General features: G+C 61.1%; 26 protein-coding genes. 10 read left to right on the top strand and 16 right to left on the bottom strand.

The window, feature by feature from the left end; all coding sequences use genetic code 11:
* The first annotated feature begins 97 nt into the window (after positions 1-97).
* Positions 98-553, top strand: a complete 456-nt coding sequence (locus EJ075_RS27965; protein WP_126106545.1) for a c-type cytochrome — start codon at positions 98-100, stop codon at positions 551-553.
* A 39-nt stretch (positions 554-592) separates the two neighbouring features.
* On the opposite strand, the gene EJ075_RS27960 is transcribed toward EJ075_RS27965, so the two are convergent.
* Positions 593-1,168 carry a periplasmic heavy metal sensor gene (locus EJ075_RS27960; protein WP_126106544.1) on the bottom strand — a complete coding sequence of 192 codons (576 nt, stop codon included), beginning with the start codon at positions 1,166-1,168 and terminating at the stop codon, positions 593-595.
* 58 nt (positions 1,169-1,226) lie between these two features.
* On the opposite strand from EJ075_RS27960, the gene EJ075_RS27955 reads away from it, so the two are divergent.
* A complete protein-coding gene (locus EJ075_RS27955; RefSeq protein ID WP_126106543.1) occupies positions 1,227-1,817 on the top strand; it encodes a Crp/Fnr family transcriptional regulator in 591 nt (196 codons plus the stop codon).
* A 17-nt stretch (positions 1,818-1,834) separates the two neighbouring features.
* On the opposite strand, the gene EJ075_RS27950 is transcribed toward EJ075_RS27955, so the two are convergent.
* From EJ075_RS27950 to EJ075_RS27940, 3 genes are read right to left on the bottom strand one after another with little or no spacing between them, the layout of a single operon-like run.
* Positions 1,835-5,002, bottom strand: coding sequence for a CusA/CzcA family heavy metal efflux RND transporter (locus EJ075_RS27950; protein ID WP_126106542.1), 3,168 nt, complete (start codon positions 5,000-5,002; stop codon positions 1,835-1,837).
* Complete coding sequence (locus EJ075_RS27945; protein WP_126106541.1) at positions 4,999-6,447, bottom strand: efflux RND transporter periplasmic adaptor subunit; 1,449 nt, start codon at positions 6,445-6,447, stop codon at positions 4,999-5,001. Before EJ075_RS27945 ends, EJ075_RS27950 begins: the two co-directional genes overlap by 4 nt.
* Positions 6,444-6,851, bottom strand: coding sequence for a FixH family protein (locus EJ075_RS27940; RefSeq protein ID WP_126106540.1), 408 nt, complete (start codon positions 6,849-6,851; stop codon positions 6,444-6,446). Before EJ075_RS27940 ends, EJ075_RS27945 begins: the two co-directional genes overlap by 4 nt.
* Positions 6,852-7,194: 343 nt before the next feature.
* On the opposite strand from EJ075_RS27940, the gene EJ075_RS33290 reads away from it, so the two are divergent.
* Positions 7,195-7,422: a hypothetical protein gene (locus tag EJ075_RS33290; RefSeq protein WP_164547207.1), complete on the top strand. Its 228-nt coding sequence runs from the start codon at positions 7,195-7,197 to the stop codon at positions 7,420-7,422.
* Here the strand turns inward: EJ075_RS33290 and EJ075_RS27930 are convergent.
* Positions 7,405-7,671, bottom strand: a complete 267-nt coding sequence (locus tag EJ075_RS27930; RefSeq protein WP_126106538.1) for a BrnA antitoxin family protein — start codon at positions 7,669-7,671, stop codon at positions 7,405-7,407. The genes EJ075_RS33290 and EJ075_RS27930 overlap by 18 nt on opposite strands.
* Before the next feature lie 143 nt (positions 7,672-7,814).
* Here EJ075_RS27930 and EJ075_RS27925 point away from each other — a divergent pair, with 143 nt between their 5' ends.
* The gene (locus EJ075_RS27925; RefSeq protein ID WP_126106537.1) at positions 7,815-8,183 is read left to right on the top strand and encodes a hypothetical protein; all 369 of its coding nucleotides are present in this window, start codon (positions 7,815-7,817) and stop codon (positions 8,181-8,183) included.
* Positions 8,184-8,256: 73 nt separating this feature from the next.
* Here EJ075_RS27925 and EJ075_RS27920 read toward each other — a convergent pair whose 3' ends face one another.
* Positions 8,257-8,538 (bottom strand): copper-binding protein, encoded by a 282-nt coding sequence (locus tag EJ075_RS27920; protein WP_126106536.1) that lies wholly within the window; start codon positions 8,536-8,538, stop codon positions 8,257-8,259.
* Positions 8,539-8,728: 190 nt separating this feature from the next.
* Here EJ075_RS27920 and EJ075_RS27915 point away from each other — a divergent pair, with 190 nt between their 5' ends.
* The gene (locus tag EJ075_RS27915) at positions 8,729-9,019 is read left to right on the top strand and encodes a hypothetical protein (protein WP_126106535.1); all 291 of its coding nucleotides are present in this window, start codon (positions 8,729-8,731) and stop codon (positions 9,017-9,019) included.
* Positions 9,020-9,357: 338 nt separating this feature from the next.
* Here the strand turns inward: EJ075_RS27915 and EJ075_RS27910 are convergent, their stop codons facing one another.
* The 10 genes from EJ075_RS27910 to EJ075_RS34075 all read right to left on the bottom strand — a co-directional run bounded on the left by EJ075_RS27910 (position 9,358) and on the right by EJ075_RS34075 (position 18,985).
* Positions 9,358-10,611 carry a HAMP domain-containing sensor histidine kinase gene (locus EJ075_RS27910; protein ID WP_245458029.1) on the bottom strand — a complete coding sequence of 418 codons (1,254 nt, stop codon included), beginning with the start codon at positions 10,609-10,611 and terminating at the stop codon, positions 9,358-9,360.
* A 91-nt stretch (positions 10,612-10,702) separates the two neighbouring features.
* Positions 10,703-11,380, bottom strand: coding sequence for a response regulator transcription factor (locus EJ075_RS27905; RefSeq protein ID WP_095485178.1), 678 nt, complete (start codon positions 11,378-11,380; stop codon positions 10,703-10,705).
* Between the two features lie 322 nt (positions 11,381-11,702).
* The gene (locus tag EJ075_RS27900; RefSeq protein ID WP_126106534.1) at positions 11,703-11,987 is read right to left on the bottom strand and encodes a copper-binding protein; all 285 of its coding nucleotides are present in this window, start codon (positions 11,985-11,987) and stop codon (positions 11,703-11,705) included.
* A 26-nt stretch (positions 11,988-12,013) separates the two neighbouring features.
* A complete protein-coding gene (locus tag EJ075_RS27895; RefSeq protein ID WP_126106533.1) occupies positions 12,014-12,502 on the bottom strand; it encodes a cupredoxin family protein in 489 nt (162 codons plus the stop codon).
* 43 nt (positions 12,503-12,545) lie between these two features.
* Positions 12,546-13,904: a copper oxidase gene (locus EJ075_RS27890; RefSeq protein ID WP_126106532.1), complete on the bottom strand. Its 1,359-nt coding sequence runs from the start codon at positions 13,902-13,904 to the stop codon at positions 12,546-12,548.
* A 17-nt stretch (positions 13,905-13,921) separates the two neighbouring features.
* On the bottom strand, positions 13,922-15,379 hold the full coding sequence (locus EJ075_RS27885) for a TolC family protein (protein WP_126106531.1): 1,458 nt from the start codon (positions 15,377-15,379) through the stop codon (positions 13,922-13,924).
* A gap of 313 nt (positions 15,380-15,692) precedes the next feature.
* Entirely contained in the window at positions 15,693-16,226 is a 534-nt protein-coding gene (locus EJ075_RS27875) for a hypothetical protein (protein ID WP_095485184.1), read from the bottom strand.
* Between the two features lie 66 nt (positions 16,227-16,292).
* Entirely contained in the window at positions 16,293-16,730 is a 438-nt protein-coding gene (locus EJ075_RS27870) for a YqaA family protein (protein ID WP_095485185.1), read from the bottom strand.
* Between the two features lie 26 nt (positions 16,731-16,756).
* Positions 16,757-18,760, bottom strand: coding sequence for a DUF4396 domain-containing protein (locus tag EJ075_RS27865; protein WP_126106530.1), 2,004 nt, complete (start codon positions 18,758-18,760; stop codon positions 16,757-16,759).
* 93 nt (positions 18,761-18,853) lie between these two features.
* Positions 18,854-18,985, bottom strand: coding sequence for a hypothetical protein (locus EJ075_RS34075; RefSeq protein ID WP_281033141.1), 132 nt, complete (start codon positions 18,983-18,985; stop codon positions 18,854-18,856).
* A 118-nt stretch (positions 18,986-19,103) separates the two neighbouring features.
* Here EJ075_RS34075 and EJ075_RS27860 point away from each other — a divergent pair, with 118 nt between their 5' ends.
* From EJ075_RS27860 to EJ075_RS27840, 5 genes are all read left to right on the top strand, one after another.
* On the top strand, positions 19,104-19,823 hold the full coding sequence (locus EJ075_RS27860; RefSeq protein WP_095485186.1) for a FadR/GntR family transcriptional regulator: 720 nt from the start codon (positions 19,104-19,106) through the stop codon (positions 19,821-19,823).
* Positions 19,824-19,944: 121 nt separating this feature from the next.
* On the top strand, positions 19,945-20,919 hold the full coding sequence (locus tag EJ075_RS27855; protein WP_095485187.1) for a sialic acid TRAP transporter substrate-binding protein SiaP: 975 nt from the start codon (positions 19,945-19,947) through the stop codon (positions 20,917-20,919).
* 145 nt (positions 20,920-21,064) lie between these two features.
* Positions 21,065-21,637, top strand: coding sequence for a TRAP transporter small permease (locus tag EJ075_RS27850; RefSeq protein WP_095485188.1), 573 nt, complete (start codon positions 21,065-21,067; stop codon positions 21,635-21,637).
* A 3-nt stretch (positions 21,638-21,640) separates the two neighbouring features.
* Positions 21,641-23,047 carry a TRAP transporter large permease gene (locus EJ075_RS27845; RefSeq protein WP_126106529.1) on the top strand — a complete coding sequence of 469 codons (1,407 nt, stop codon included), beginning with the start codon at positions 21,641-21,643 and terminating at the stop codon, positions 23,045-23,047.
* Positions 23,044-24,093, top strand: a complete 1,050-nt coding sequence (locus EJ075_RS27840; RefSeq protein WP_126106528.1) for an L-idonate 5-dehydrogenase — start codon at positions 23,044-23,046, stop codon at positions 24,091-24,093. Before EJ075_RS27845 ends, EJ075_RS27840 begins: the two co-directional genes overlap by 4 nt.
* The last annotated feature ends 46 nt before the right edge of the window (positions 24,094-24,139 follow it).

The following is a 24,139-nucleotide window of genomic DNA, read 5'->3' as shown; positions in this document are numbered from 1 at the left end:
GACCCAGCCGCCGCTCTCGCTGGTGAGCGGCTGGTCTTGCCGGAAGCCTCCGGTCACCAGCAAAGCCCCTCCCCGAACGTTCCGCAAAGGTCATCCGATGAACCATTCACATGCCACGACACGCAACCACGTAATTTCCGCCGGAGTTGCGACCGCATCCCTGCGCACGTCTGTCACGCGAGCGCGTACGTCCCTGGCTGCGCTCTTGGCTGCCGCCGGCCTGCTGTTGCCGGGCGCCGCTTCCGCGCAGCAGGCCGACGGCGAGCGGCTGTTCCGGCAGCGCTGCGGGACCTGCCATAGCTTGGAGCCAGGCCAGAACAGAACCGGTCCGCATCTGTCGGGCGTCATCGGCCGCAAGGCGGGCAGTGTCGAGGGCGCCCGTTATTCGGCCGCGCTGCGGGAGTCGGGCATCGTCTGGGAAGGCGGTACCCTTGATACCTTCCTCGCGGCGCCACGCCAGATGGTTCCGGGCACGTCGATGACAGTGGGCGTTCCCAACGCCGCCCAGCGCGCCGCGATAATCGGCTATCTGGAAGGTGCGGTCGCGCAATAGTGTCCGCTGACGAAGCCAAAGTTGCGTGCGTAGCCCTGTTCAATCGACCTGCCCAGAGTATCCGCGAAGCTGTGAATACCGGCGGATCTGCTCAGGGGTAAGCAACTCGGCCATGTCGAGATGATAGCGCAGGTGCGCTGCTCGTAGCGCGCCTTGCACGTCGGCGATGGTTTTTGTCATTTCAACGAGGTGCGTCGACGTTATCTTTCGTTCGGAAAACAAGCGGTCCAGTTCGGTCTCTTCCTCGATGATTCGTCTTCCGAGCGGGATGGTTTCTGCCTTCATCTGATCCAGCAGGGCCTTGGTCCGCGAGGCCTGTTCGTCGCTGAGATCAAGAGCATCACGGAGATCGAGGACATGTGACGGACCCGGATAGGAATTGAGTTCGGCCGCCAATGCCAGACCCATCCCTCGCCCCGCCATAAGGTCGGAAATCTGCTCGTCCGAGAGCGCTTTCACGCGGCGCGTCTCCATCCCGGAATAAGACGAAGTGGCTGGATCCTTTCCTTCAGCGGCCTTGTGATGGTTGATGCTGCCATGCTGCTGCGCCAGTCCGTGAGGGGCGGCAAGAAAAGTCAGCATGAGAGACAGCACGGCAATGGGGATGCGGTTCATCGAATGATCTCTAGCGTTTCATGTGCGCGACGTTTGACACGGCCGCGGGAACTGAAACATGATTACGATCATGTCGGAACTCCTCTTCGAGCGATTCCTCGAACTCGCGGAACGAGAGCAATCTCTCCCTGCCGGCAGCGTCCTGTTTCGTATGGACGACCCGGTGCTGTCGCTCTTCCTGGTCACCGCGGGAGAACTGCGCCTTGTTCGTGCACTTCCTGACGGGTTCCAGCTGACGTTGCAGCGTGCCGGCTCGGCTTCGATCCTGGCTGAGGCTTCGCTGTTTGCGGATCGATATCATTGCGACGCCTTGGCAACCGAGGAATCGACGGTGCGCGCCGTGCCAATCACCAAGGCCAAGGCGGCGCTCGAAAGCGATCGCGCGCTGGCCTCCTCACTGCTGCGACACTTGGCAGGCGAGGTCCACCAGACGCGAACGCGAACCGAGATACTATCCCTGAAATCCGTCGCAGCGAGGGTTAGTGCCTGGATGGCATGCAACGGCGGCGTCTTGCCGCCCAAGGGACGCTGGCATCATGTTGCGTCGGAGATCGCCGTTACGCCGGAGGCGTTTTATCGGGAGCTTGCCCGCCGGCGACGGTGTGCTGCCGGCATGATGCATCCCCACATGCCGCCCGACATCATCTGATACTTTTTTTGCTCCTCCTATTCCGCGGCCAATCTAGTCGGAGCCGCTACCAGCGGCTCTTCAACGACACTCCGCCTCGGCAACCGCCAGCCCTTGACGATGCCGTAGACGGCCGGAATCACGACGAGCGTCAGGATCGTTGAGGAAATCATGCCGCCGATCATGGGGACGGCGATGCGCTGCATGACTTCCGATCCGGTTCCCGTGCTCCACAAGATCGGCAACAAGCCCGCCATGATGGCGACGACTGTCATCATCTTCGGTCGCACCCGCTCGACGGCGCCGAACATGATCGCCTCGTTTAGATCCGTGCTTGTCAAACCACGCTTCTGGGCCGCACATCTGACCCCCGTATCCGTCCACGCCTTGTCGAGATAGATCAGCATGATGACGCCCGTTTCGGCCGCCACGCCCGCGAGCGCAATGAAACCGACGGCGACCGCAACCGACATGTTGAAGCCCAGCCACCACATCATCCAGATGCCGCCGACGATCGCAAAGGGCAGCGACAGCATGACGATCAGCGTCTCGGTCAGCGTGCGGAAATTGAGGTAGAGCAGCAGGAAAATCAGCGCCAGCGTCAGCGGCACGACAATCTTCAGCCGCGCCTGGGCCCGCTCGAGATATTCGAACTGCCCGCTCCAGGCGACGGAATAACCGGGTGGTAGCTTCACTTCGGCGGCGACTGCGGCTTGAGCCTCGTTGACATAGCCGCCAAGGTCGCGGCCAGCGATGTCGACGAAGATGTAGACGGCGAGTTGGCCGTTCTCGGTGCGGATCGAGGTCGCGCCGCGCGTGAGTTCGATCTTGGCGACCTCGCCGAGCGGCACAGAGCCACCGCCGGGCAGCGCAATCTGCACGTCCCGGGCGATCGCGCCGGGATCGCTTCTGAGAGCGCGTGGATAGCGGATCGCAACGCCATAACGTTCACGGCCCTCGACAGTGGACGTAATGACCTTCGCGCCAAGCGCCACGGAGATCACATCCTGAACATCGCCGACCGAGAGGCCGTAGCGCCCAAGGGTGGCTCGGTCCGGCACGATGTCGAGATAGTAGCCGCCTATCACCCGCTCGGCATAGGCGCTCGACGTGCCGGGCACCGCCCGCAGCACCGCCTCGATCTGCCGAGCAACGTTTTCCATTTCACCGAGTTCGGTCCCGTAGACCTTGACTCCGACTGGCGTGCGTATGCCCGTGGACAGCATGTCGATACGGGCGCGGATCGGCATCGTCCATGCATTCGACACGCTCGGAAACTGCAGTGCTGCGTCCATCTCGGTCTTCAGGCTTTCCGAAGTGACCCCGGGCCGCCATTGCGATTTCGGTTTGAGGTTGATGATCGTCTCGAACATCTCGGTCGGCGCGGGGTCGGTGGCGGTCTGAGCCCGGCCAGCCTTGCCGAAGACGGAATCGACTTCCGGAAAGGACTTTATGATCCGGTTTTGCATCTGCATCAATTCGGCCGCCTTGGTGACCGAAACTCCCGGCAAGGTGGTCGGCATGTACATCAGCGTCCCCTCATCGAGGTTCGGCATGAACTCGCTGCCGAGCTGGCGCGCCGGCCAGACCGTCACGGCAAGAGCCACGACGGCGAGCAGGATAGTGAAGGTCTTCGCCTTCAGCACCCCGGCAATGATCGGCCGATAGAGACCGATTAGCAGCCTGTTGAGCGGGTTGCGATGTTCCGGGATGATCCGGCCGCGGACAAAGATGACCATCAGAGCGGGCACGAGCGTGACCGAAAGCAGCGCTGCCGCTGCCATAGCGAAGGTTTTCGTGAAAGCCAGCGGCCCGAACAGCCGGCCTTCCTGGCTTTCAAGCGTGAAGATCGGAAGGAATGAGACGGTGATGATCAGCAGGCTGAAGAATAGCGCGGGTCCGACTTCTGCTGCGGCGTTGACCAGCACTTCGATGCGGGGCTTGCCCGGTGGCGCGCGTTCGAGGTGCTTGTGGGCGTTTTCGATCATTACGATGGCCGCATCGATCATCGCGCCGATGGCGATGGCCATGCCACCGAGGCTCATAATGTTCGAACCGAGGCCGAGCAGCTTCATCGCGGCGAAGGCCATTAGGATGCCGACCGGCAGCATGATGATCGCCACCAGCGCGCTTCTGACGTGAAGCAAGAAGACGATGGTGACGAGAGCGACCACGATGCTCTCCTCCACCAATGTCGACCTCAGCGTCTTGATCGCGGAGTTGATGAGTTCCGACCTGTCGTAGACGGGGATGATCTTGGCGTTGCCTGGTAGGCTCTTTTCGATCTCGCGGAGGCTCTCCTTGGCATTCTCGATGACGGTCAGAGCATTCGCGCCGACCCGTTGAAGCACGATGCCGCTTGCAACCTCGCCCTCCCCGTTGAGTTCGGCAATACCGCGCCGTTCGTCCGGCACGATTTCGACCTTGGCCACGTCGCCAAGCCGGAGCGGCACGCCGCCCACGGTCTTGAGCACGATGCTCTCTATGTCGGCCACGTTCTTCAGATAGCCGCGCCCGCGCACCATGAACTCGAACTCGGAGATCTCGACCGTTCGCCCGCCGGTATCCATGTTGCTGGTGCGCACCGCTTCGCCGACTTCCGCGAGCGTTACGCCTTGAGCGCGCATCCGCACCGGATCGACGACGATCGAATACTGCTTGACGAAGCCTCCGAAGCTCGCGACCTCCGAAACGCCTTCGGCTTTCGAGGCCGCAAAACGAACGACCCAGTCCTGAAGGGATCGGAGTTCGGCGAGCGACAGTTCCTTGGCGACGACGGCATACTGATAGACCCAGCCGACGCCTGTCGCGTCGGGTCCGAGCGTTGGGGCAACGCCGTCGGGTAGCCGGCTGGCGGCCGCGTTCAGGTATTCGAGCACGCGGCTTCGAGCCCAGTAGAGATCGGTGCCGTCCTCGAAAATCACATAGACGAAGGACACTCCGAAGAACGAGAAACCGCGGACCACCTTCGATCGCGGCACGGTCAGCATCGAAGTCGTCAGCGGATAAGTGACCTGGTCCTCGACAACTTGCGGAGCCTGGCCCGGATAGTCTGTGAAGACGATAACTTGCACATCCGACAGGTCGGGTATGGCATCGAGCGGCAAGGTCTTGACAGCGTAGACGCCTGCCCCGACCGCGAGCGCGCTGGCGAACAAGACAAGAACCAGGTTGCGCGTCGACCAAGCAATGAGGTTGGCGATCATGGCTGCGCCTCCGCGGGCGTCAGTGCGCTGAGCGCCGCCTTGAGGTTGCTTTCGGCATCGATCAGGAAGTTCGCAGATACGACGACCTTTTCGCCTTCGGTAATGCCCTGCGTGATCTCGGCCATGCCCTCGCCCCGCATGCCGACCTTCACGTCGCGCGGCTCGAAGCTGCCTTCGCCTTTGTCGACAATAACGACCTGTCGATCGCCCGTGTCGATGACGGCGCTGTCGGGCACGGTTACGGCAGGATCGTTGCCGCCCGTCGCGATCTCCACATCGGCATACATGTTGGCAAGCAACAGCCCGTTGGGATTTGCGAGTTCGATGCGAATCCTCGCGGTCCGAGTCTGGCCCTGGATTTCCGGATAGATCAGGCCGACCTTGCCTTCGAAGACCTTGCCCGACAAGCTGCGGATGCGCACAGTCGCCTTGTCTCCGACGCGAACAGAGCTCAGCTCGTATTCTGGCACGTCAGCCATCACCCAGACGGTCGAGGCGTCGGCGATCCGAAACAGCGTTTCCCCGGCTTCGGCCATCATGCCGTCGACGGCCCTGCGTTCCAACACAACGCCATTGCGTGGCGCTACAAGCGTCACCGAGATCGGCACCTTCCGGGTTTTCTCGATTTCGACGATTGCTTCGGCGGGAACGCCAAGGTTCGTCAACCGCTGCAAGCTGCCGCTGGCGGTTGCCTTGCTCGAGCCGCTCCTTAGATCGGCGGCGTAGAGCGCGCCCGCGGCAGCTATTTCCTTGGCATAGAAACTGACGAGGGGCCGCCCTTTTTTGATTGTTTCTCCCGTAGTGATGTCGGCCACTTTTTCGAGGAACGCCTCGGTGCGAATCGAGACGACGCTTACGCGGCGCTCATCGAACGTGACGGTGCCGGGAATGCGGACCGGCCGTACGATTGCGCCTCTGGTGGCGGGTACCGTCTTCACACCCGTTCGCTGCAGTTTTCCGGTCGATAGCTTGACGGTCGCGCCGTCCTTCGCTTCGCCTTCGAAGACCGGGATGTAGGCCATCCCCATGGAATCCTTCTTTGGCGTCGGCGATGTATCCGGCAGGCCCATCGGATTGCGGTAGTAGAGGATTTTCCGCTCGCCCGGCGCCGTCGCTTCGGCCCCCTTCGCCTCGTCCTTGGGACGCGCCTCGAAGCTCACGTCTTCGCTCGCCAGCACCGCCACGAAATCCCGACCATCCGGGGTTTGCTTCGGTGTCGACGAATAGACTGGATTGCCGTCAGGATGACGATAGTAGAGGACTGGATCGGAGGCAGACGAGCCGACAACCGTCGGGGTCTGTTCCGCTCCGAGCGCGCTTGCGATGTTGGCGCTGATCATTTGCATCACCGCCGGGACGGACAGATCGCGCTGGCCCGCCCAGTATCCGCCGGCGCCCGCGCCCGCCAATACGGCAAGCGCCACGAATGAGCCGAGCCTGCTCATTGGGTAGCCTTGAATTCCAAACGGCTCTCGACTGTTTCGGCCTCGCCCTGGATTTTCGCGGCGATCGAAAGGCGCCAGCCTCCTGCCATGATGAGGTTGGTCTTGAACCGATAGATGCCGGGCTCTTCGGACGGCAGCGCCTCGACGGGCGCGGTCATCGCCTCCATACCGTCCGGTGCCATGTCGATGCGCTGGGTAAAGATCACAGCGTCGGGCACCACCTTGCCGGACCGCTTGTCGACGAGACGGACGGCGACAATCGCGGCATCGCCCGTCTTGATCGCGCTTTGAACGAGCTGAAACTCGTAATCGTCGATCCCAGCCCATGCCTTCGAATTGGCACTGCCGAGAGCAAGACCGATCAGCGCCGCGGCTGCAACGTGCTTCGCATTGCAAAAGTTCATTGTCAGTTTCCCCAAGTTCATCCTTTCAGCCGCACGGAATGCACGGCAAGTTCGTGGCCAGGCTCATGCCAAAGCCACGGGCCGTCAGCCACGCGGCGACAAACGGCTCCGATGGAGCCGCCGATGAACTTAGGTTCGTGGGGGTCTTGGCGGCGGCGGAGAAGTCGGGAGATCGCGCCCGTCTCTGTTGCCAAGCGCGAGCAGGTCAGCCTGAGATAACCGGGCCAGCATGATTGCTGCGGCCGTCGAAGCGCTCGGAAAGCACTTGGCGACGCACAAGGCCATGAGGGGACAGGATTTCTGGCAATCAGGTGCCGGCTGACTCTCGTCGGGACAGTTGGGCATGCTGTCCGGCATGGATGCCATATCCGCCATCGTCGCCGCGGGATCGACAACCATCGTCAGCGCAGCGGACGGTGTCACCATCGGCGCGGTGAGAAGGCTCACGACGGCCAGAAACGAAAGCAGACGCGGGAATATGATCCAGATCTTCACAGGCTTCCATGGCATATACTGCATTCCAAGAAAAGATCACCAGGCGCTCAAATTTTCGTTAGGTGATGTCGTCTGACCGATCGTCCTCGGCGGCGATCCGCTTCTCGACCATGGCCCGTAAAGCGTCGTTAATACGGTCCTGCCAGCCAGGTCCATCCCCCTGGAAATAATCCAGGACAGCTCGATCAATCCTGATTGAAACAAGCTCTCTGACACTTGGAGCAACTGCGGCTTCGCGAACCGGTGGGGCCGGCTTCTTGACTGGCTTGAAGGCGGCTTCGGCGGCAGCCATTGGATTTGTCGGTCGGCGCGGAGGATTTGCCATTGATGGTCCTGACTGGAGGTAACGGATGGGAGGAGACATGCAACGCAACGCGCATCGGAATGCCTCGACCCACTGCCCGGAACAGTAATTAGAATATTGACGCGAGAGGTGATAGTCTCGCTCTGGATCCTCGGGAGGAGGAAATGCGCGCCATTGCATTGTTTGCCGGCGTGTTGGTGGCTACGCCCTCGATGGCGGCGGAGCAACTGGTCTTTTACACCGCCAGTTTTCCAGATGCCACCTCGGTCCAGCTCAGCGTCATGGACAACAGTGTCTCGCCATATGGGGATTATGACTTTGATGTCGCTATTGGCCTCGTCGAGACGGACGCGAACGGCGTCATCAGGTACGAAGATACCGGCAGGCATCATGCACGCGTTCGCTGTAATTATCCGGCATATGTGAGCGTAGGTGTGCGAAAATATCCCATAGAGATGTCTCTGAACCGCTCCGTACATGATGACTGGAAAGAAAATCTCTGGAGGATTTTCTGCGCGGCCCCTTCATCCTAATTTCCGTACTCGTGGCATTTTCGACAGCACAGCGCAGCGGGTTGATTTTTCAACCCGCGGTGCCTGTCCCGGATTACTTGATGCCGGTGACCGTGATGCATCCGTTGACGCGGTCGGCTGTGAACTCGATCGCCTGACCGGTTTTGACTTTGTCGAGCAGGCCTTGCTCCGCGACAACGAACACCATCGTCATCGCAGGCATGTCGAGATTGGTCAGCGGCTCGTGCTTGATCGTCAGCTTCTTCTGTTTGGCGTCGACCTTGATGACTTCGCCCTTCACATATTCCTGCGCCAGCGCGCTCCCGCCTGGTTGAACGCGCTCTTTCCCTTTTGAAGCCGCATTGGGATAGCCCATGCATCGGCGTAAGAGAAACTGAGACAGCCGTTCAACATCTCAAAACTGATCTTCCCGATTTCGGTTTCAGCCGCGGCTACGCATGAGAATCACAAAAATGTAAATCCGAGGGAAGGTGCCCGTGAATTCGACCCGGTAGTCTGTGGTTGCTGAGCGTTCGAACGCTCGCTTTCGACAAAAGGACTGAACCATGAAACACACCATCGGATATGCATTGATAGTCTTCGCGGCAATGACCACGGCCAGTGTCGCCAACAGCGGCACAAACGCAACAAGCCCCCGCATCGACGGGGTCTTGCACGGCCATGGATCGACGGGCGAAACCACGAAATCGGCATCCAAGCCCGACGTATCTTCCCAAGTGCTCGACAATGGCGATATCGAGAATTCCAGTTCCGCCTACAATCGGGTCGAAGCTGTGAGCCCCTCATCGTGGCAGGTCGGGAGCCCCCGCCAGCGCGCCAGCTGGGCGGGCCGGTAGCCGGCTCAACACCGCAGCTCCGCATCCTCCCAGCGGAGCCAGTGCAGGACAAACCAGCCGGCAGTGCGCCGGCTGGTTTGTCCACTCGACTGCTTCCTCAACCAAGCCTGTACAGCACAGCACACCGCACCAAGGAAACCGACTCTCCACCACCCCCTCGGGGATGGTCGTCGCCTACACAAGCAACGCCTCATGATGCTGCTCTCACCCGCAATGCTGTCATCAGTCGTGATGTGGTCGCAGCGTCACCGAGCGATGGGTAGAACCACTATTGAATATTTGTAGTTTCGTCACAGGCGATATGAACCTTCCGTCCACGTGACTAACCTCAAACGCTTTCATAGTTTACGCGGGAACTCTGTTTCCACGATTAAGCCGGGCCTGTTGTCGCCCAGGGAAATCGTCGCGCCGTGCATATCCGATATGGCCTTGACCAGACTTAGGCCGAGCCCTGTCCCTTCGGTGGTCCTGTTCTTTTCCAGGCGATAGAAGCGCTTGAACACTTTCAGCCGCTCCGCCGCCGGGATGCCCGGTCCGTTGTCGCTGACGACGATTGCGCAGCGATTCGCCTGCGTCGTGACACCGATCGCAATCCGGGCTCCTCGTTGTGTATGGCGCATTGCATTGACGATAAGATTTACGCACATCTGCTTCAGCAGATCGGCATCGCCCCATATGAATGAGGCCGTGTTTCGGCTGTCACTGGACAGAACCAGCGAACGCTCGGCGTCCTCGACGATGTGGCTATAGATATCGTAGATTTCGGCGACCAACTCCGAAACGTTCACCTGCGCAAATCGCGAACGGCGTGCGCCGGACTCGATTTGCGAGATGCGCAGCAAGCCCTCGAACGTGCCGGCTATATGCGAAACTTCGCCCATAGCTTTTTCGATGAGCGATCTGATGGCCGTTTGGTCTTTGCTTTCGGAAGCGGCCTCAAGCGTTAGAAACAGCCGACCGATCGGCGTCTTGAGATCGTGCGCGATGTCCGTCGTTACCTGCGTCATCGCCGCGACGTTGGCCTGTAGCTGTGCAAGCGCGACATTTATCTCAGCTGCCAGTATGTCGATGTCATCGCCGCGCAAGGAGAGTGGCAGGCGGGTAGCGAGTTCGCCAGCGCCGACGGCTTTCATAGCGCGCGACAGTCCAGCAATACGCCGCCGTGTGCGGAAGGCCAACACCGCGCCCGCGCCGAGCCCTCCCGCAAGTACGATCGCCGTTCCCCATCCGAAGCTGACAAGCGCGATGCCGCGCAAGCGATCAGTGTCGTCATAGCTTACGCCGACGGTTAGGTCGTAGCCGTCCAGGTTCTTCCGGTAGAGCCGGTAGTTGTTGAGCGCCGCCTCGTGGCTTGTCGGTGCGCGCGTAGAAAATCCCGGCGGGACGTCGGAAATATCAATGTTGCCAGCCAGGAAGTCGCCGCCGGAATCCTTCAGTGTGTAAAGCGTCTCCTGTCCCCTGATTGCCGGGCCATGGCTTCGGATCATGGCGGCAGCACCATCGACACCGTTCGCGTCATAGGCGAAAGAAATCTCCCGGAACCGCTCCGTCACATTGGAATCCAGCCGCTCGTAAAGATAGGCGGCGACCATGTTGTAAGCGACAAAATTGGCTCCAAGGAACGAAAGCAGAAACAGGGAGATGTAGAAGGCGGCAAGGCGGATCGACGTACTTCTCGCGATACTAGCGTTGGCCATGAATGGTGTAGCCGGTATTGCGTGTGTTACGCAGGAGCGGAACATCAAATGGTTTGTCGATCTTCGCCCGCAGTCGGCTAATATGGGTTTCCACCACGGTGCTTTGTGGGTCGAAGTTGAAGTTCCAGATCCGCTCAAGGAGCATGGTCTTCGTCAGTATGCGGCCCTCGTTACGCATCAGGAGTTCAAGCAGCGCGAACTCCCGAGGGAGCAATTCGATCGTCGTTCCGCCGCGGGTGGCGAGGCGGCTGAAGAGATCCAGTTCCAGATCAGCCACCTTCAGCTTTGCCTTTTCGGCGGTGATCGGAGGGCGCCTTTGCAGAGCATTGACCCGAGCCAGGAGTTCGGAGAATGCAAAAGGCTTGATCAAGTAATCGTCCGCACCTGCCTCCAATCCCTCAACTCGATCGTTGACACCGCCCACTGCCGTCAGGAAAATCACTGGCACCTTTCCGCCGGCGCCTCGAAGACCCCGCACGAGCGACAAGCCATCGAGGCCAGGCAGCATCCGATCCACAATGGCGACGTCATAGGGTTCGCGCAGTCCGACAAGCAAAGCATCGCGCCCGTCTGTCAGGACATCAACCACATGGCCGGAAGAGCTCAGTCCATTTTCGATGTAACGGCTGATTTGTTCGTCGTCTTCGACTAAGAGAATTTTCATAATGCTAATCTCTCATCTGGCTTGGTGCGCCAAGCGTTGATGACCTTTTGGCCAGTTTGCTTCTGCCCGCGATGGCGTCCGAAGCGATGTCTCAGTGAGGTTTTGACGGCGGGTTTTTCGGCCTGGTGCCCTTAGTCGGCGACGCGGCCTTTCCACCGGCCAGGTACTGGGGTCTGACGTCTCAACATCCGTGCACTGGATCGACAACACGGTCCCAGGCGAAAAGCGCCTTGGAACTCATCACCTTGCAAACTGTCGCGCCGGATCGCTTGCGAAAACCTCCGGCGCCGCGGATTTTTCAACCCGCGGCACCAGTCCCGGATCACTTGATGCCGGTGACCGTGATGCGTCCGTTGACGCGGTCGGCTGTGAACTCGATCGCCTGACCGGTTTTGACCTTCTCGAGCAGGCCCTGCTCGGCGACGACGAACACCATCGTCATCGCAGGCATGTCGAGATTGGTCAGCGGCTCGTGCTTGATCGTCAGCTTCTTCTGTTTGGCGTCGACCTTGATGACTTCGCCCTTCACGTATTCCTGCGCAAGCGCGCTCCCGCCGATGGCGAGCACGAGCGCGAGTGCCGAGAGAGCCTTTACCAATAGTGTCATGATTAGCTTCCTTTGCGGTTTAGCAGTCAGTTGGCGACGGTGATGTCGCCCTTCATGCCGGAATCGTAGTGGCCCGGGACCAGGCAGGCGAAGCCGAATTCGCCGGCATTGGCGAACGTCCAGATGATCTCGCCTCTGGCGCCGGGCGCCAGCCGGATCGCGTTGGGATCGGCGTGCTCCATCTCGGGGAATTTCTCCATCAGCGCCTTGTGCTCCATAATTCCGTCGTGGACGTCCATGACGAACTCGTGATCGATTTGGCCCTTGTTGATGAATTTCAGGCGAACGGTCTCGCCCTTCTTCACCTTGAGGACGGCCGGTTGGAACAACATTTTTCCGTCGTCCTTCTCCGACATCGAGATGTTGATGGTCCGTTTTGCCTTGCTAGCCTCGCCAGGGCTGCCGATCGGCATTGTGGCGGCTTTGTCGCCATGGCCTCCGGCATGGGTTCCACCGGCAGGAGCTGCTCCCGAACTGACCGCCATCAAAACGGCCGCTGCGATTATACGTTTCATGCTGCACTTTCTCTCATTGTTGAGGTTGAGGGGTTTCGGTTTCTCATCCCTGTTTGCCGTGACCGCCGTGCGCTGCCGGGGCCATCGTTTTTGCGTCGCCTGATTTCGTCGGAGCGGGGACATCCCCCTTCCACTCGTAAGCCACGGTTCCCTCCGGATGCTGGTACCATCCCGGATCGGCGTAATCGTTCGAGGCCAGACCCTCGCGAACCTTCACAACTGAGAACATGCCGCCCATCTCGATGGCGCCGAATTGGCCCCAGCCGGTCATCATCGGAATCGTGTTGTCGGGAAGTGGCATCTCCATCTCGCCCATGTCGGCCATGCCGCGGTCACCCATGGCCATGTATTCTGGCTGGACCCGGCGGATCTTGTCGGTGACTTTCGAGTTGTCGACGCCGATGAACGTGGGCACGTCGTGGCCCATGGCGTTCATTGTGTGGTGCGACTTATGGCAATGGATTGCCCAGTCGCCCTCGTATTTGGCTTCGAACTCATATGCCCGCATGGCGCCGACGGGAATGTCGATCGACACCTCCGGCCACCGCGCCTCCGGCCGGACCCAGCCGCCATCGGTGCAGGTCACCTCGAAGTCGTAACCATGCATGTGGATCGGATGATTGGTCATGGTCAGGTTGCCCACGCGAACCCTGACCCGGTCGTTTTTCGCCACAGGAAGATGACTGATCCCCGGAAAGACGCGGCTATTCCAACCCCAGAGATTGAAATCCGTCATCTCCATGATGCGCGGGACGTACGACCCCGGTTCGATATCGAAGGCGTTCAGCAGGAACACGAAATCGCGGTCCACGCGCATGAATTTCGGGTCTTTGGGATGAATGACGAAGAAGCCCATCATGCCCATCGCCATCTGGACCATTTCGTCGGCGTGCGGGTGGTACATGAATGTGCCGCTCTTCACGAGGTCGAACTCGTAGACGAAGGTCCTGCCGGGCGGGATCCCGGGCTGGGTAAGACCGGTCACGCCGTCCATGCCGTTGGGCAGGATCATGCCGTGCCAATGGATCGTCGTATGCTCCGGCAGCTTGTTTGTTACGAAGATGCGGACTCGGTCGCCCTCAACCGCCTCTATGGTCGGGCCGGGAGATTGACCGTTGTAGCCCCAGAGATAGGCAGTCATGCCGGGCGACATCTCGCGCTCGACCGGCTCGGCCACGAGGTGGAACTCCTTCACGCCGCTGTTCATGCGATGCGGAAGGGTCCAGCCGTTGAGCGTCACGACCGGCTGGTAGTCCGGTCCGCTCGTCGGGAAGATCGGAGGCTGCATATCAGGGGACTCCATGATTGGTGCGTCGGGCAGCCCCATCGCGGACGTTTTGGTCCATGCAGTGGCGCCGGCGAGCAGGGCTCCCGCGCCTAACAACTGACGTCTTGAAAGCATTTTTCTTCTCCTTGAATTCAGTGGCCTTCGGCGCCTGCTTCGGCCGCGGCCGGTGCGTCGCCGCCCCCGGACGCGCTCGCGCCGCCGCCGTGGATGGCGGTTCCGAGATTGACATCGGCCAGCCAGAAATTGCGCTTGGCGTTGAGGGAAAGCATGATCGAGCTGATTTTCGCGCGTGTGTCCGCCAGCAGCTCGAACGTGTTGGTGATCATGCCGTTGTAGGTGAGGACCGACTCCGCCTCGATCTTTGTTCGCAGCGGCACAACATTGTTCCGATAGTGCCGGCCAATGTCGTAGGTCGAACGGTAGGCGTCATAGGCGGATCTCGCCTCCGACCGGATGTTGACCGCCTTTTCCGCGAACCGGTTTGCGGCTTGCATGTAGGCAAGCTCGGCCTTGCGCATGCGTGCCTTGCCGGTATCGAAAATCGGAATGACGAGCTCGAGCTCGAGAGTGGGTGAGACACTCGTCTCCGTTCCGCCCTCCTCCGACTCCTCGCGTTCCACCTCGACGCCGGAAAGTAGTTCCAGGTCGCTGACGTAGCGCGTCGCCTCGGTCAGACCGTAGGATTTCGCCAGCGCCTCCAGCTCAAGTTTCGCGATCTCGAGATCGACGCGATTTTTTAGCGCCTCAGCCTCGATCGCGCGTTTGGCCTTGGCCCCTTTGGGCAGGGCTGGAAGCATGTTGGGGACCGAGTAATCGACGTCCGGTCCCCATAGACCCATCAGCCGGGTGAGCTCTTCCTTGGCAGTCCGGGCAGCGAGCCGCGCTTCCGCCGCCTGACCGGTGATCTCGGCATAAAAGACGTGTTCGCGGGCTTGGCCGGTCTTTGTGAAGGCACCCGTCTCTCCAAGTTTTTGAGCGAGTTCGGAGGCAGAGTCGGCGGCGGCTTGCGCCTTGTTCAGATAGGAAACGCTCTCCCAGGCCGAGACAGCATTGATCCAGGCCCGCCGCGTATCCGCAGCCAGTCGTAGCGTTTCTTCGGCGGCGCGAAGCTGGGCCTGACGGAAGCGTGCATCCGCAACCGCGACGCGCCGCTTGTGGGTCGCCAGCGCAAGGATGTTGCTGACCACCGCTCCTTCAATCGTCCGCACGGGATCGACACCGATCATGCCGACGGAGATCGTCGGATTGACGAGCATCGCCTCCTGCCACATGTCGGCCGCCGACAAACCGATCTCGGCGTAGGCGGCCTGCAGGCCCTTGTTGTTGAGCAAGGCGACCTGCACCGCGGTGTCCGGGCCGATTGTCTTCTTCTGGACGAGGCGCTTCACGCGCTCTGAAGCCGTCCGCGCTTCCTCGCTGGATTGCACCCATACGGTTTTCTTGCCGGTCACGGATTCGGCACGCGCCGCAACTGTCGTGAAGCCGGCCATCGGGGCCGAGATGCCATCAAGGGCCCCGCTGGTCGTGCATCCGGCTGCGATCAGCGGAATGGTCACCACTGCAGCTATGGTCAGGAACCGGCGCGTCATGATCCGGCTCCCGGGTTCACGGGAGAACGTTCTTGATTGAGACGCCGCCAATTCCGCGGATCGACTGGCTCCCGGTGGCGATAGTCGACGACGACCGGGTGGTAGTGCACATCACGGACGCCCATTGCGGGATCGGCCGGATTGAAGGCGGGAAGGATGTCCGGCGGCGTGGTTGCCGCACATCCGGTAACTAACAGCGATGCGAGCATCGCGGAGCTTGCGATTTTCATTGTAGACCTGAAACATGACGTATGCGTTTGGCCGCGCGGGAACGGATTCCCGACGCTGCGCGCGAACGCCCCGAAAGGGCGCGTCAGTTCAGATGTTTGGGGGGCCTTATGAGCGCTGTGTATTCGCCAAGCGGCAAAGTGACGGCAACGACGGGCGCAAAGCAACGGGAGACAACATGCTCCAAGTCAGGGCAGTCGACCGGCACGGCATTTGCCGGCGCGCAATGGGCTTCACAGCTCTTGTCGGCGGATTGCTTGGCGCCGTGATGATGCTCCGATGTGTCCGCGTCGTCCGCCGTGGCGCCGTGATCGCCCATATCGTGTGCGGCTGTCTCGGCCTGGAGATGCACCCCGGCGTGAAAACCCGTGGCATTGGCTGTGGCGAACAGACCAGGCTGAAGAGCCGACATGACCAGGAACAAAACCGCCAGCATTGCTCGGAGCGGTGCGTTTCCTAGGATCGTGAATCGACCAAGAGTCCTCATCAACCCTTCCGACAATTGTTCGGCTGATTTGTCAAGGCCGCCCTCGACCAGTTTGCTGCAGTGCAACCAAAAGTGAAGGTTGTTGTAAGGACGGTATTGCTCGAAGCCGCCATGTGCCACCACATTTTTCATACATTTTTGTATGGCCCGTTGATGGCCCGCGCAAAAAGCAGCGCTGCGATGTCCGCGATTCCGGTTTTACATCAGGTTCAGCACCGCCCCGGCGACGACCAGATAACGCGAAACCTTCGCGAGGGCGACGATTGCGACAAAGCTCCATAGCGGCTCGCGCAAGACCCCAGCGACCACGGTCAGCGGGTCGCCGATGATCGGCATCCAGCTTAACAGGAGCGACCATCTACCGTAACGGCGATACCAGTTCGTTGCGCGGTTGAGCATCGCAGGACGCAGCGGAAACCATGGCCTGTCCCGGAAGCGTTCGATCCCTCGACCAAGCCCCCAGTTCACCGCCGAGCCCAGGACGTTGCCTATGCTGGCGACACCAACCAGCACTGCGGGCGAGAAGGAACCCGTGGCGAGGAGCCCTGCAAGGGCGGCCTCCGACTGCGCCGGAAGGATGGTCGCCGCGGCGAAGGCAACAGCAAATAGGCCGCCGTATACGGCAAACACATCCATCTATGTTTTCGCTTTGCGGAAGGGCTTCAGGATTGCACATCGATCACGACCATCAGTCCGCCACCGCCCTTCTCTTCGACATTGTTGTTGGCCGTATGGTGCCCGATATGGCAGTGGATCAGCCATTTTCCGGGCCGACGGGCCTGCCAGACGACATCGTAGCGTTGCCCTGGTCCGACGTTGACTGTGTCGGCAAGGAAACGCGCCGACTCCGGGATCGTCTCGCCGTCGCGGGCGACAACTTCGAATGGACCGCCGTGGATGTGCATCGGGTGGATAAACCCATTGTTGGTGCCGATGAAGCGCACTTTCAGAGTTTCGCCGACCTTCATCCTGATCGTGTCCGTCGAAGGATAGGCGCGGCCGTTGATGGTGAAGTAATTCGGCTGCCCGCCGTCCATCGGCATCGACGGAAAAGTCAGGCCCTCCCGCATCAGCCATTCCTGAAGCTGAATAACATAGTCGTGGTCTGCCGCAATCTCGTCCTGGGGATTGGCAGGATCGATGATGAGCGCGCCGTAGAGTCCGAGCGCCTGCTGGCGATCGACATGGTCATGCGAGTGATAGAAGTAGGTCCCTGATTGGCCCGCCGTGAATTCATATCGGTAGCTGCCGCCGGGCGGGATGGGCTCCTGCGTGATCTCGGCCGGGCCATCCATTTCGTTCGGCAGGATCAATCCATGCCAGTGCAGGGTCGTGCTCTCCGGCAGGCGGTTCGTGACGTTGATGCGCACGCGGTCGCCTTGCCGGATATGCAGCCGCGGGCCCGGAACCTGACCGCTGATCGCATAGGCATCGACTTTCACGTCAGGCAGGATTGCCCAGCGGATGACCGACGTTTCAAGGTCGAACACCTTCACCCCGTTCTCCATCCTGGCTTGCAGTTCCCGGTCGCCGCGTACCTCCAGGCCATGACTGGCCGTGACCAGGCGAGGATGCACGGCGGCCATGTCGAGCATCGCTGCAGCCGGCGTGTCGCGGTCCATAACCATACCCGGCGGCATGATAGCGCCGCCGACGTCTCGCGCGCTGAGGGTGAGGTTTACCCAATTGGCCGGAGCGATCATGCCGAGCGCCAGCGCAAGCACGGACACGCCGCCGAAGGCCGCGAGTTGCGGCACAGTTGCATCCGGTTCCATCCCGTGACCGCCATGCGGACCACCCGACCCGCCTCCCCGATTGCCGTGTGCGGAGCCATGGTCGGATCCACGATGGCCAGGCCCGGGATTGCCGTCTGGGCCGCCATGTCCAGGGTTGGCGTGTTCGTCGAGGCGCGCGTGAGCGCGACGGTGCCCCGCTACCCCGGCTTCCGCGCCGCCATTCGCGTGCTCGCGCCTGCCTTCCCTCGCCTTGTCGAATTCCGGTTTGCGTTCGGTCATCAGCCCATGCTTCAGGCCACGGGCCACCATCCATACGTTGGCAGGATATGCAGTGATAAATCCAACGATCACGCCAAACGACATCACGCCCCAGAACAGGAGCTCGGTCGGTTCCATGGCCCGCATGTCGCTGCCCATCATCAGAAAACTCATGACCGGAGCCATGCCCGCCATCATGAAATTCATGCTGATGAATTCCGGCATGAAGCTCTTGCGGACGTTCTCCCAATAGGTGCCGCCCATCATCGATTTCATGAACAGCGACTGAAAGATGAACAGGCCGAAAGCGAATCCGGCAACGTACTCGACGATGAGGTCGATCCACATCGGCAGCCCGAGAGCGGCGGTGATTGCTGCCGCGAGGATGATGCCGGTGGCGTCTCCGGCGACGCAGTGGATCGTCGAGCCGACGCCTTGCTTCCAGAGCGGCTTGGTGAACGCCTCGTGTTCGCCCGGCCGAGGCTCCTTGTCGGCCAGCACGTAAATCAGCAACCCCAGCGGCCCCATATAGAGCGTGACCAGGATGAAGCCCCATTTCATTACCACGGGCTCGGGATTGTTGCGGAACTGATCCCACGCCACGTAAGCCGTGCTGAGGGCCGCTAGAACGAACCAGACTGCAAGAAAGTAGTCGACGGGCTGTACGAACACTGCGGAACTCCTGTCGGTTTTCTCTCCACTGACCTAGAGCGACGGACTGTTTCGGCCCGCCTCCTTGAACGCGCCGCGCCATAGGCCCTTCCCCTAGAAACTCCCGGAGATGGTGCTGGCGGCGAAACCATTCGATAAGCCTTCCAGTTGCTGGAAGGTCAAGAGTTGCCGTCCAGCCATGGCCGATCCGTCGTTTCCAAGAAAGACACGGAGAATGAGTTCCATGGGCGTTCTCTGCTGCTTGACTCTCCGCTTTTTTCGCGGCACCTTCGATTAATAGGTCAGACCAATTTACCGATCCGGGACCAGCCCGATGATTCTGTTGAAGTAGAACTGGGTGAGAATGCCGATCCAGGCCGTTGAACCGCGTCGACTTTACCGACAGATCGCCGATCAGCTCAGGCAGCTGATCGACGCGGGCGAGTTCGTAGTCGGCGATCGCCTGCCGACTGAGCGCGAACTGGCCGATCAGCTTGGCATCTCCCGCCCGACCGTCCGTGAAGCGCTGATCGCGCTCGAGGTCGAGGGGCGCATACGCATTCGCGTCGGCTCCGGCATCTACGTCACCGACCGGCCGCGTGCCGAGGTTTTGACTGCAGAGATGGATGAAGGCCCGTTCGAGCTGTTGCGGGCACGCGAGTTCATCGAAGGGGCGATCGCCGCCGAAGCCGCCCTCCATGTTCGGCCGATCGACATCGAACATATGGACGACGTGCTGCGCCGGATGGAGGACATACCTCACCCGACCAAGACGACGATCGCGCTCGACCGCGAGTTCCATACGATGGTGGCGGGCATTCTCGGAAACGCCGTCCTGGTGCGCTGCATCGGCGAGCTTTTCGACCAGCGCATGAACCCATATTTCGAACGCCTGTCGAGTTATTTCGAGAACAGGGATTCCTGGCGGGCCGCCGCGGAGGAGCATCGCGCGGTGCGGGACGCGATCGCGGCGCGCGAGCCCGAACGGGCGAAGGCCGCCATGCAGGAACATCTGCGTCAGTCGCAACTGAGATTCTCACGCAATTTCGGTGAGAAATCCGTGGCCAGGGAGGTCGCGGAATAGAGCATCGGACCCAAAAGCAGGAATCGGTTTTGGGAAATCCGATGCTCAACTAAAATATCTAGCAGTCGGCCGGGGGGAGATCCGGTCGGAGCAGTCAAATCCAACCTCAGGGAGGAACACAATGCTGAGAAAATACGCAGTTCTACTCGGTGCGATCGCAGCGATCGCTATGCCTTTGGCTTCGGCCTCGGCGCAGACAGCTCTGAAATGGGCCCACGTGTATGAGACGTCGGAGCCCTTCCATACCGAGTCCGTGTGGGCAGCGGAGGAGATTAAGAAGCGCACTCAGGGCCGCTACACCGTCGACGTCTATCCGGCCTCGCAGCTCGGCAAGGAAGCAGACATAAACCAGGGCCTGACGCTCGGCACGGTCGATATCATCATCTCCGGGTCGAGCTTCGCGGCGCGCGAATATCCGCCGATCGGCGTCACCTATTTCCCCTACATCTTCCGCGACGCCGACCATCTGCTGAAATACACCAAAAGCGACGTCTACAAGGCGTTGACCAAGGGCTACGAGGAAAAGTCCGGCCATCACATAACGGCCACCACCTATTATGGCACCCGGCAGACCACCTCAAACCGGCCGATCGCCAAATGCGCCGACATGCAAGGTCTGAAGATGCGCGTCCCCGACGTGCCGGCCTATCTCGCCATGCCGCGTGCCTGCGGCGCCAACACCGCGCCGATCGCTTTCGCCGAGGTGTATCTGGCCCTGCAGAACGGCACAGTCGAGGCTCAGGAGAACCCGCTGACCACCATCGAGGCGAAGAAATTCTACGAGGTGCAGAAGCACATCGTGCTCACCGGACACATCGTCGATCACCTCAACACGATCGTATCGCAGTCGCGCTGGGCCTCGCTTTCCGACGAGGACAAGCAGATCTTCACGGAGGTGATGCAGGAGGCGGCCGCCCGTGCCACGGCAAAGATCGTCGCGCGCGAAAAGGAACTGGTGCAGGTGTTCAAGGATCGCGGCATCACCGTGACCGACATCGACCGTGCCGATTTTGAGAAGAATGTGCTTGAGAAGGTCACGTTCGAGGAGTTCGGCTACAACAAGGCCGATTGGGAAGCGATCCGCGCGATCAAGTAGAGTATCGGGAAAATCAGGTGCTCAGACAAGGGGATAGAGCGGCAACCGGATTCGCCGCTTTAACCTGCCCGCCCGTCCGGCCCCACGTTGCGCCGGACGGCCTTTCCAACCCTTGACGACTCACCAGCTTCGGGAGCCCGCGCCAATGGCCGAGGAACACCATGCCGAGATCACTGTCGAAGAGATCGCCCACGCTTTCGAGGAGGTGCCGGTACACATTGACCTGTCGGACCACGGCATCGAGGACTGGATCACGCTCGCCGTGTTCTGGGGCATGGTCGTCTGTGTCTTCCTGCAGTTCTTCACCCGCTATGCGCTGAACAACAGCCTTGCCTGGACCGAGGAGATCGCCATCAACGCGCTGGTCGTCGTCGTTTTTCTCGGCGCCGCCATGTGCGTGCGCGTCTCGCGTCACATCCATGTCGATGTACTCTACCATTACCTGCCGGAGCGTGTCGGCCGCTGGCTGGCACTCGCTGTCGACGTCATTCGTGTCGTCTTCTTCGCCTACGGAACCTGGCTGATGTGGCGCTACGTCTCGATCGTGGCGCACGAACGCATGGTCACCGTCAACCTGCCGCGCCGCTGGTTCTTCTACGCCGTCCTGGCAGGCTTCGCGCTGATGTTCGTGCGCTCGATCCAGGTCTTTGTCGGCAACTACAGGCGCGGCTATTCGGTTCTCGAGCGCCCGGGTGCGTTCGAAACGGCGGGAGACTGAGCGATGCTGCTTTTGGTCGGAGGCTTTCTTGTCCTAATGCTGATTGGCGTGCCGGTAGCCGTGTCGATGGCGACTGCCTCGGTGCTCTACCTCGTGCTCTATGGCGTCGCGCCCGACATCATTGCGGCCCAGCGCATGATTGCCGGGGTGGAGAGCTTTCCGCTGCTCGCCGTTCCCTTCTTCATCCTTGCCGGCAATCTCATGAATATTGCGGGCGTCACCGGGCGCATCTACGCCTTCGCCCTTGCCCTGGTCGGCTGGATGAAGGGCGGCCTGGCGCAGGTCAACATCATCGGATCGGTGATCTTTTCTGGCATGTCGGGCACCGCGCTCGCCGACGCCGCCGGCATCGGCACGATCGAGATCAAGGCGATGAAGGATCACGGCTATCCGATCGAGGCGGCCGTCGGGGTCACCGCAGCATCGGCCACGCTCGGGCCGATCTTCCCGCCGTCGCTGCCCTTCGTCATCTACGGCATGATGGCGAATGTCTCGATCGGCGCGCTGTTCATGGCCGGCATCTTGCCCGGTGTGGTGATGACCGTGCTGATGATGGTGACGGTCGCCATCTTCGCTTACAGGCGCGGCTGGGGCTCCGACACGTCGTTCGAGCTTGGACGGCTCGCCGAAGCTGCCGGCGAGGTGCTGGTGGTGGCTGCCTTCCCGCTCGCCTGCTATCTGCTGGTGCAGCTTGGCCTGTCCATCAATGTCGCGGTCGGCATCGCGCTGCTGGTGCTGATTGCGGCCGACTGGTATTTCAATTTCTCCGCGGTCATGGCGCTGATGACGCCGGTAATCCTGATCGGCGGCATGACGATGGGCTGGTTCACGCCGACCGAGGCGGCGATGGCCGCCGTGATCTGGTCGCTTTTCCTCGGGTTGGTGCGCTACCGCACGATGACGCTGCGCACGCTGGCAAAGGCCAGCTTCGACACGATCGAGACGACGGCCTCCGTGCTCTTCATCGTCACGGCCGCCTCGATATTCGCCTGGCTGCTCACCGTCAGCCAAGCGGCACAGCTATTCTCGACCTTCATCTTCGCGCTGACCGACAACAAGTGGGTCTTCCTCATCCTGGTGAACATCCTGATGTTGGTGGTCGGCTGCTTCCTCGATACGATCGCGGCGATCACCATTCTCGTGCCCATCCTGTTGCCGGTGGCCGCCGTGTACGGCATCAACCCGGTGCATTTCGGCCTGATCATGACGCTTAATCTGATGATTGGTCTCCTCCATCCGCCGCTCGGCATGGTGCTGTTCGTCCTCTCGCGGGTCGCGAAGCTGTCGGTCGAGCGCACGACCATGGCAATTCTGCCCTGGCTCGTTCCGTTGATCGTTGCGCTGATCCTGATCACCTTCATCCCCGCCATCACGCTGTGGCTACCGACGCAAATGGGACTGATCCGATGATCGACAACGCAGTCGCTGCGACGCTGTTCGGCCCTGAGGATCTGCGGGTCGTCGAGCACCCGCTCTGCCCCCTCGCACCGGGAATGGTGCGCGTGCGCTTCGGCGCAGGCGGCATCTGCGGTTCCGACCTGCACTATTTCCGCCATGCGCGGACCGGCGATTTTGTCGTCACATCGCCGCTCGTGCTCGGCCACGAGGTCGCCGGAGAGATCGTGGAAATCAACGCGGACGCGTCAGGACTTGCCGTCGGCGATCGCGTGGCGGTCAACCCGTCGCGCTGGTGCGGACAATGCGCGCGATGCGCGGAGGGCCGCGCCAATCTCTGCGAAAACATCTATTTCATGGGCTCGGCGTCGAAAACGCCGCACATGCAGGGCGGTTTTGCCAGCGTGTTCGACGCCACACCCGCGCAATGCATCAAGGTCCCGCCTGATGTCGCCTACCAGGCGGCGGCACTCGCCGAACCGCTCGCCGTCAGCCTGCACGCAGTGGCGCGGGCCGGCGACATCGCCGGCCGCAACGTCATCCTGTTCGGCGCCGGCCCCATCGGGCTTCTGACCATGCTCGCCGCCAGGCTCAAGGGGTGTGACGATCTCACCGTCGTCGACATAGCAGAGGCGCCGCTTGCCTTCGCCAGCAAACTTGGAGCAAACAGGACGATCGACCTGTCTGGCGGCGACGAGGAGCTCAAGGCGCTCGCGGCCGACAAGGCGATCGATGTCGCGTTCGAGATTTCAGGCACCGCAGCGGGCCTCGCGGCGGCGATCGCCAGCGTCCGGCGCGGCGGCACGGTCGTTCAGGTCGGCAATCTTCCGGGTGGTCAGATCCCGGTGGCGGCCAATGCGCTGATGGCCAAGGAAATCGACCTGAAAGGCACGTTCCGCTTCGGCGCAGAATTCAACCAGGCGGTCGATCTCATCGTCGGCGGCGACATAGACGTCCTGAAACTGGTGACCGCGGAACGCCCCCTTTCCTCGGCACGCGACGCGTTTCGCCTGGCTACCGATCGCTCGCAGAGCGTCAAGGTTGTCCTGACCGCCGACTGAGGTTTTTCCCGGCGCCTGCCGCCAGCTGTTATCAACCGTTCCAGAC

Origin of the sequence: Mesorhizobium sp. M6A.T.Cr.TU.016.01.1.1, assembly GCF_003952585.1 — a bacterium.
GTDB classification, from domain to species: Bacteria; Pseudomonadota; Alphaproteobacteria; order Rhizobiales; family Rhizobiaceae; genus Mesorhizobium; species Mesorhizobium mediterraneum.
The sequence above is the reverse complement of the archived record's forward strand: the minus strand, read 5'-3'. Positions and strand labels throughout refer to the sequence as shown.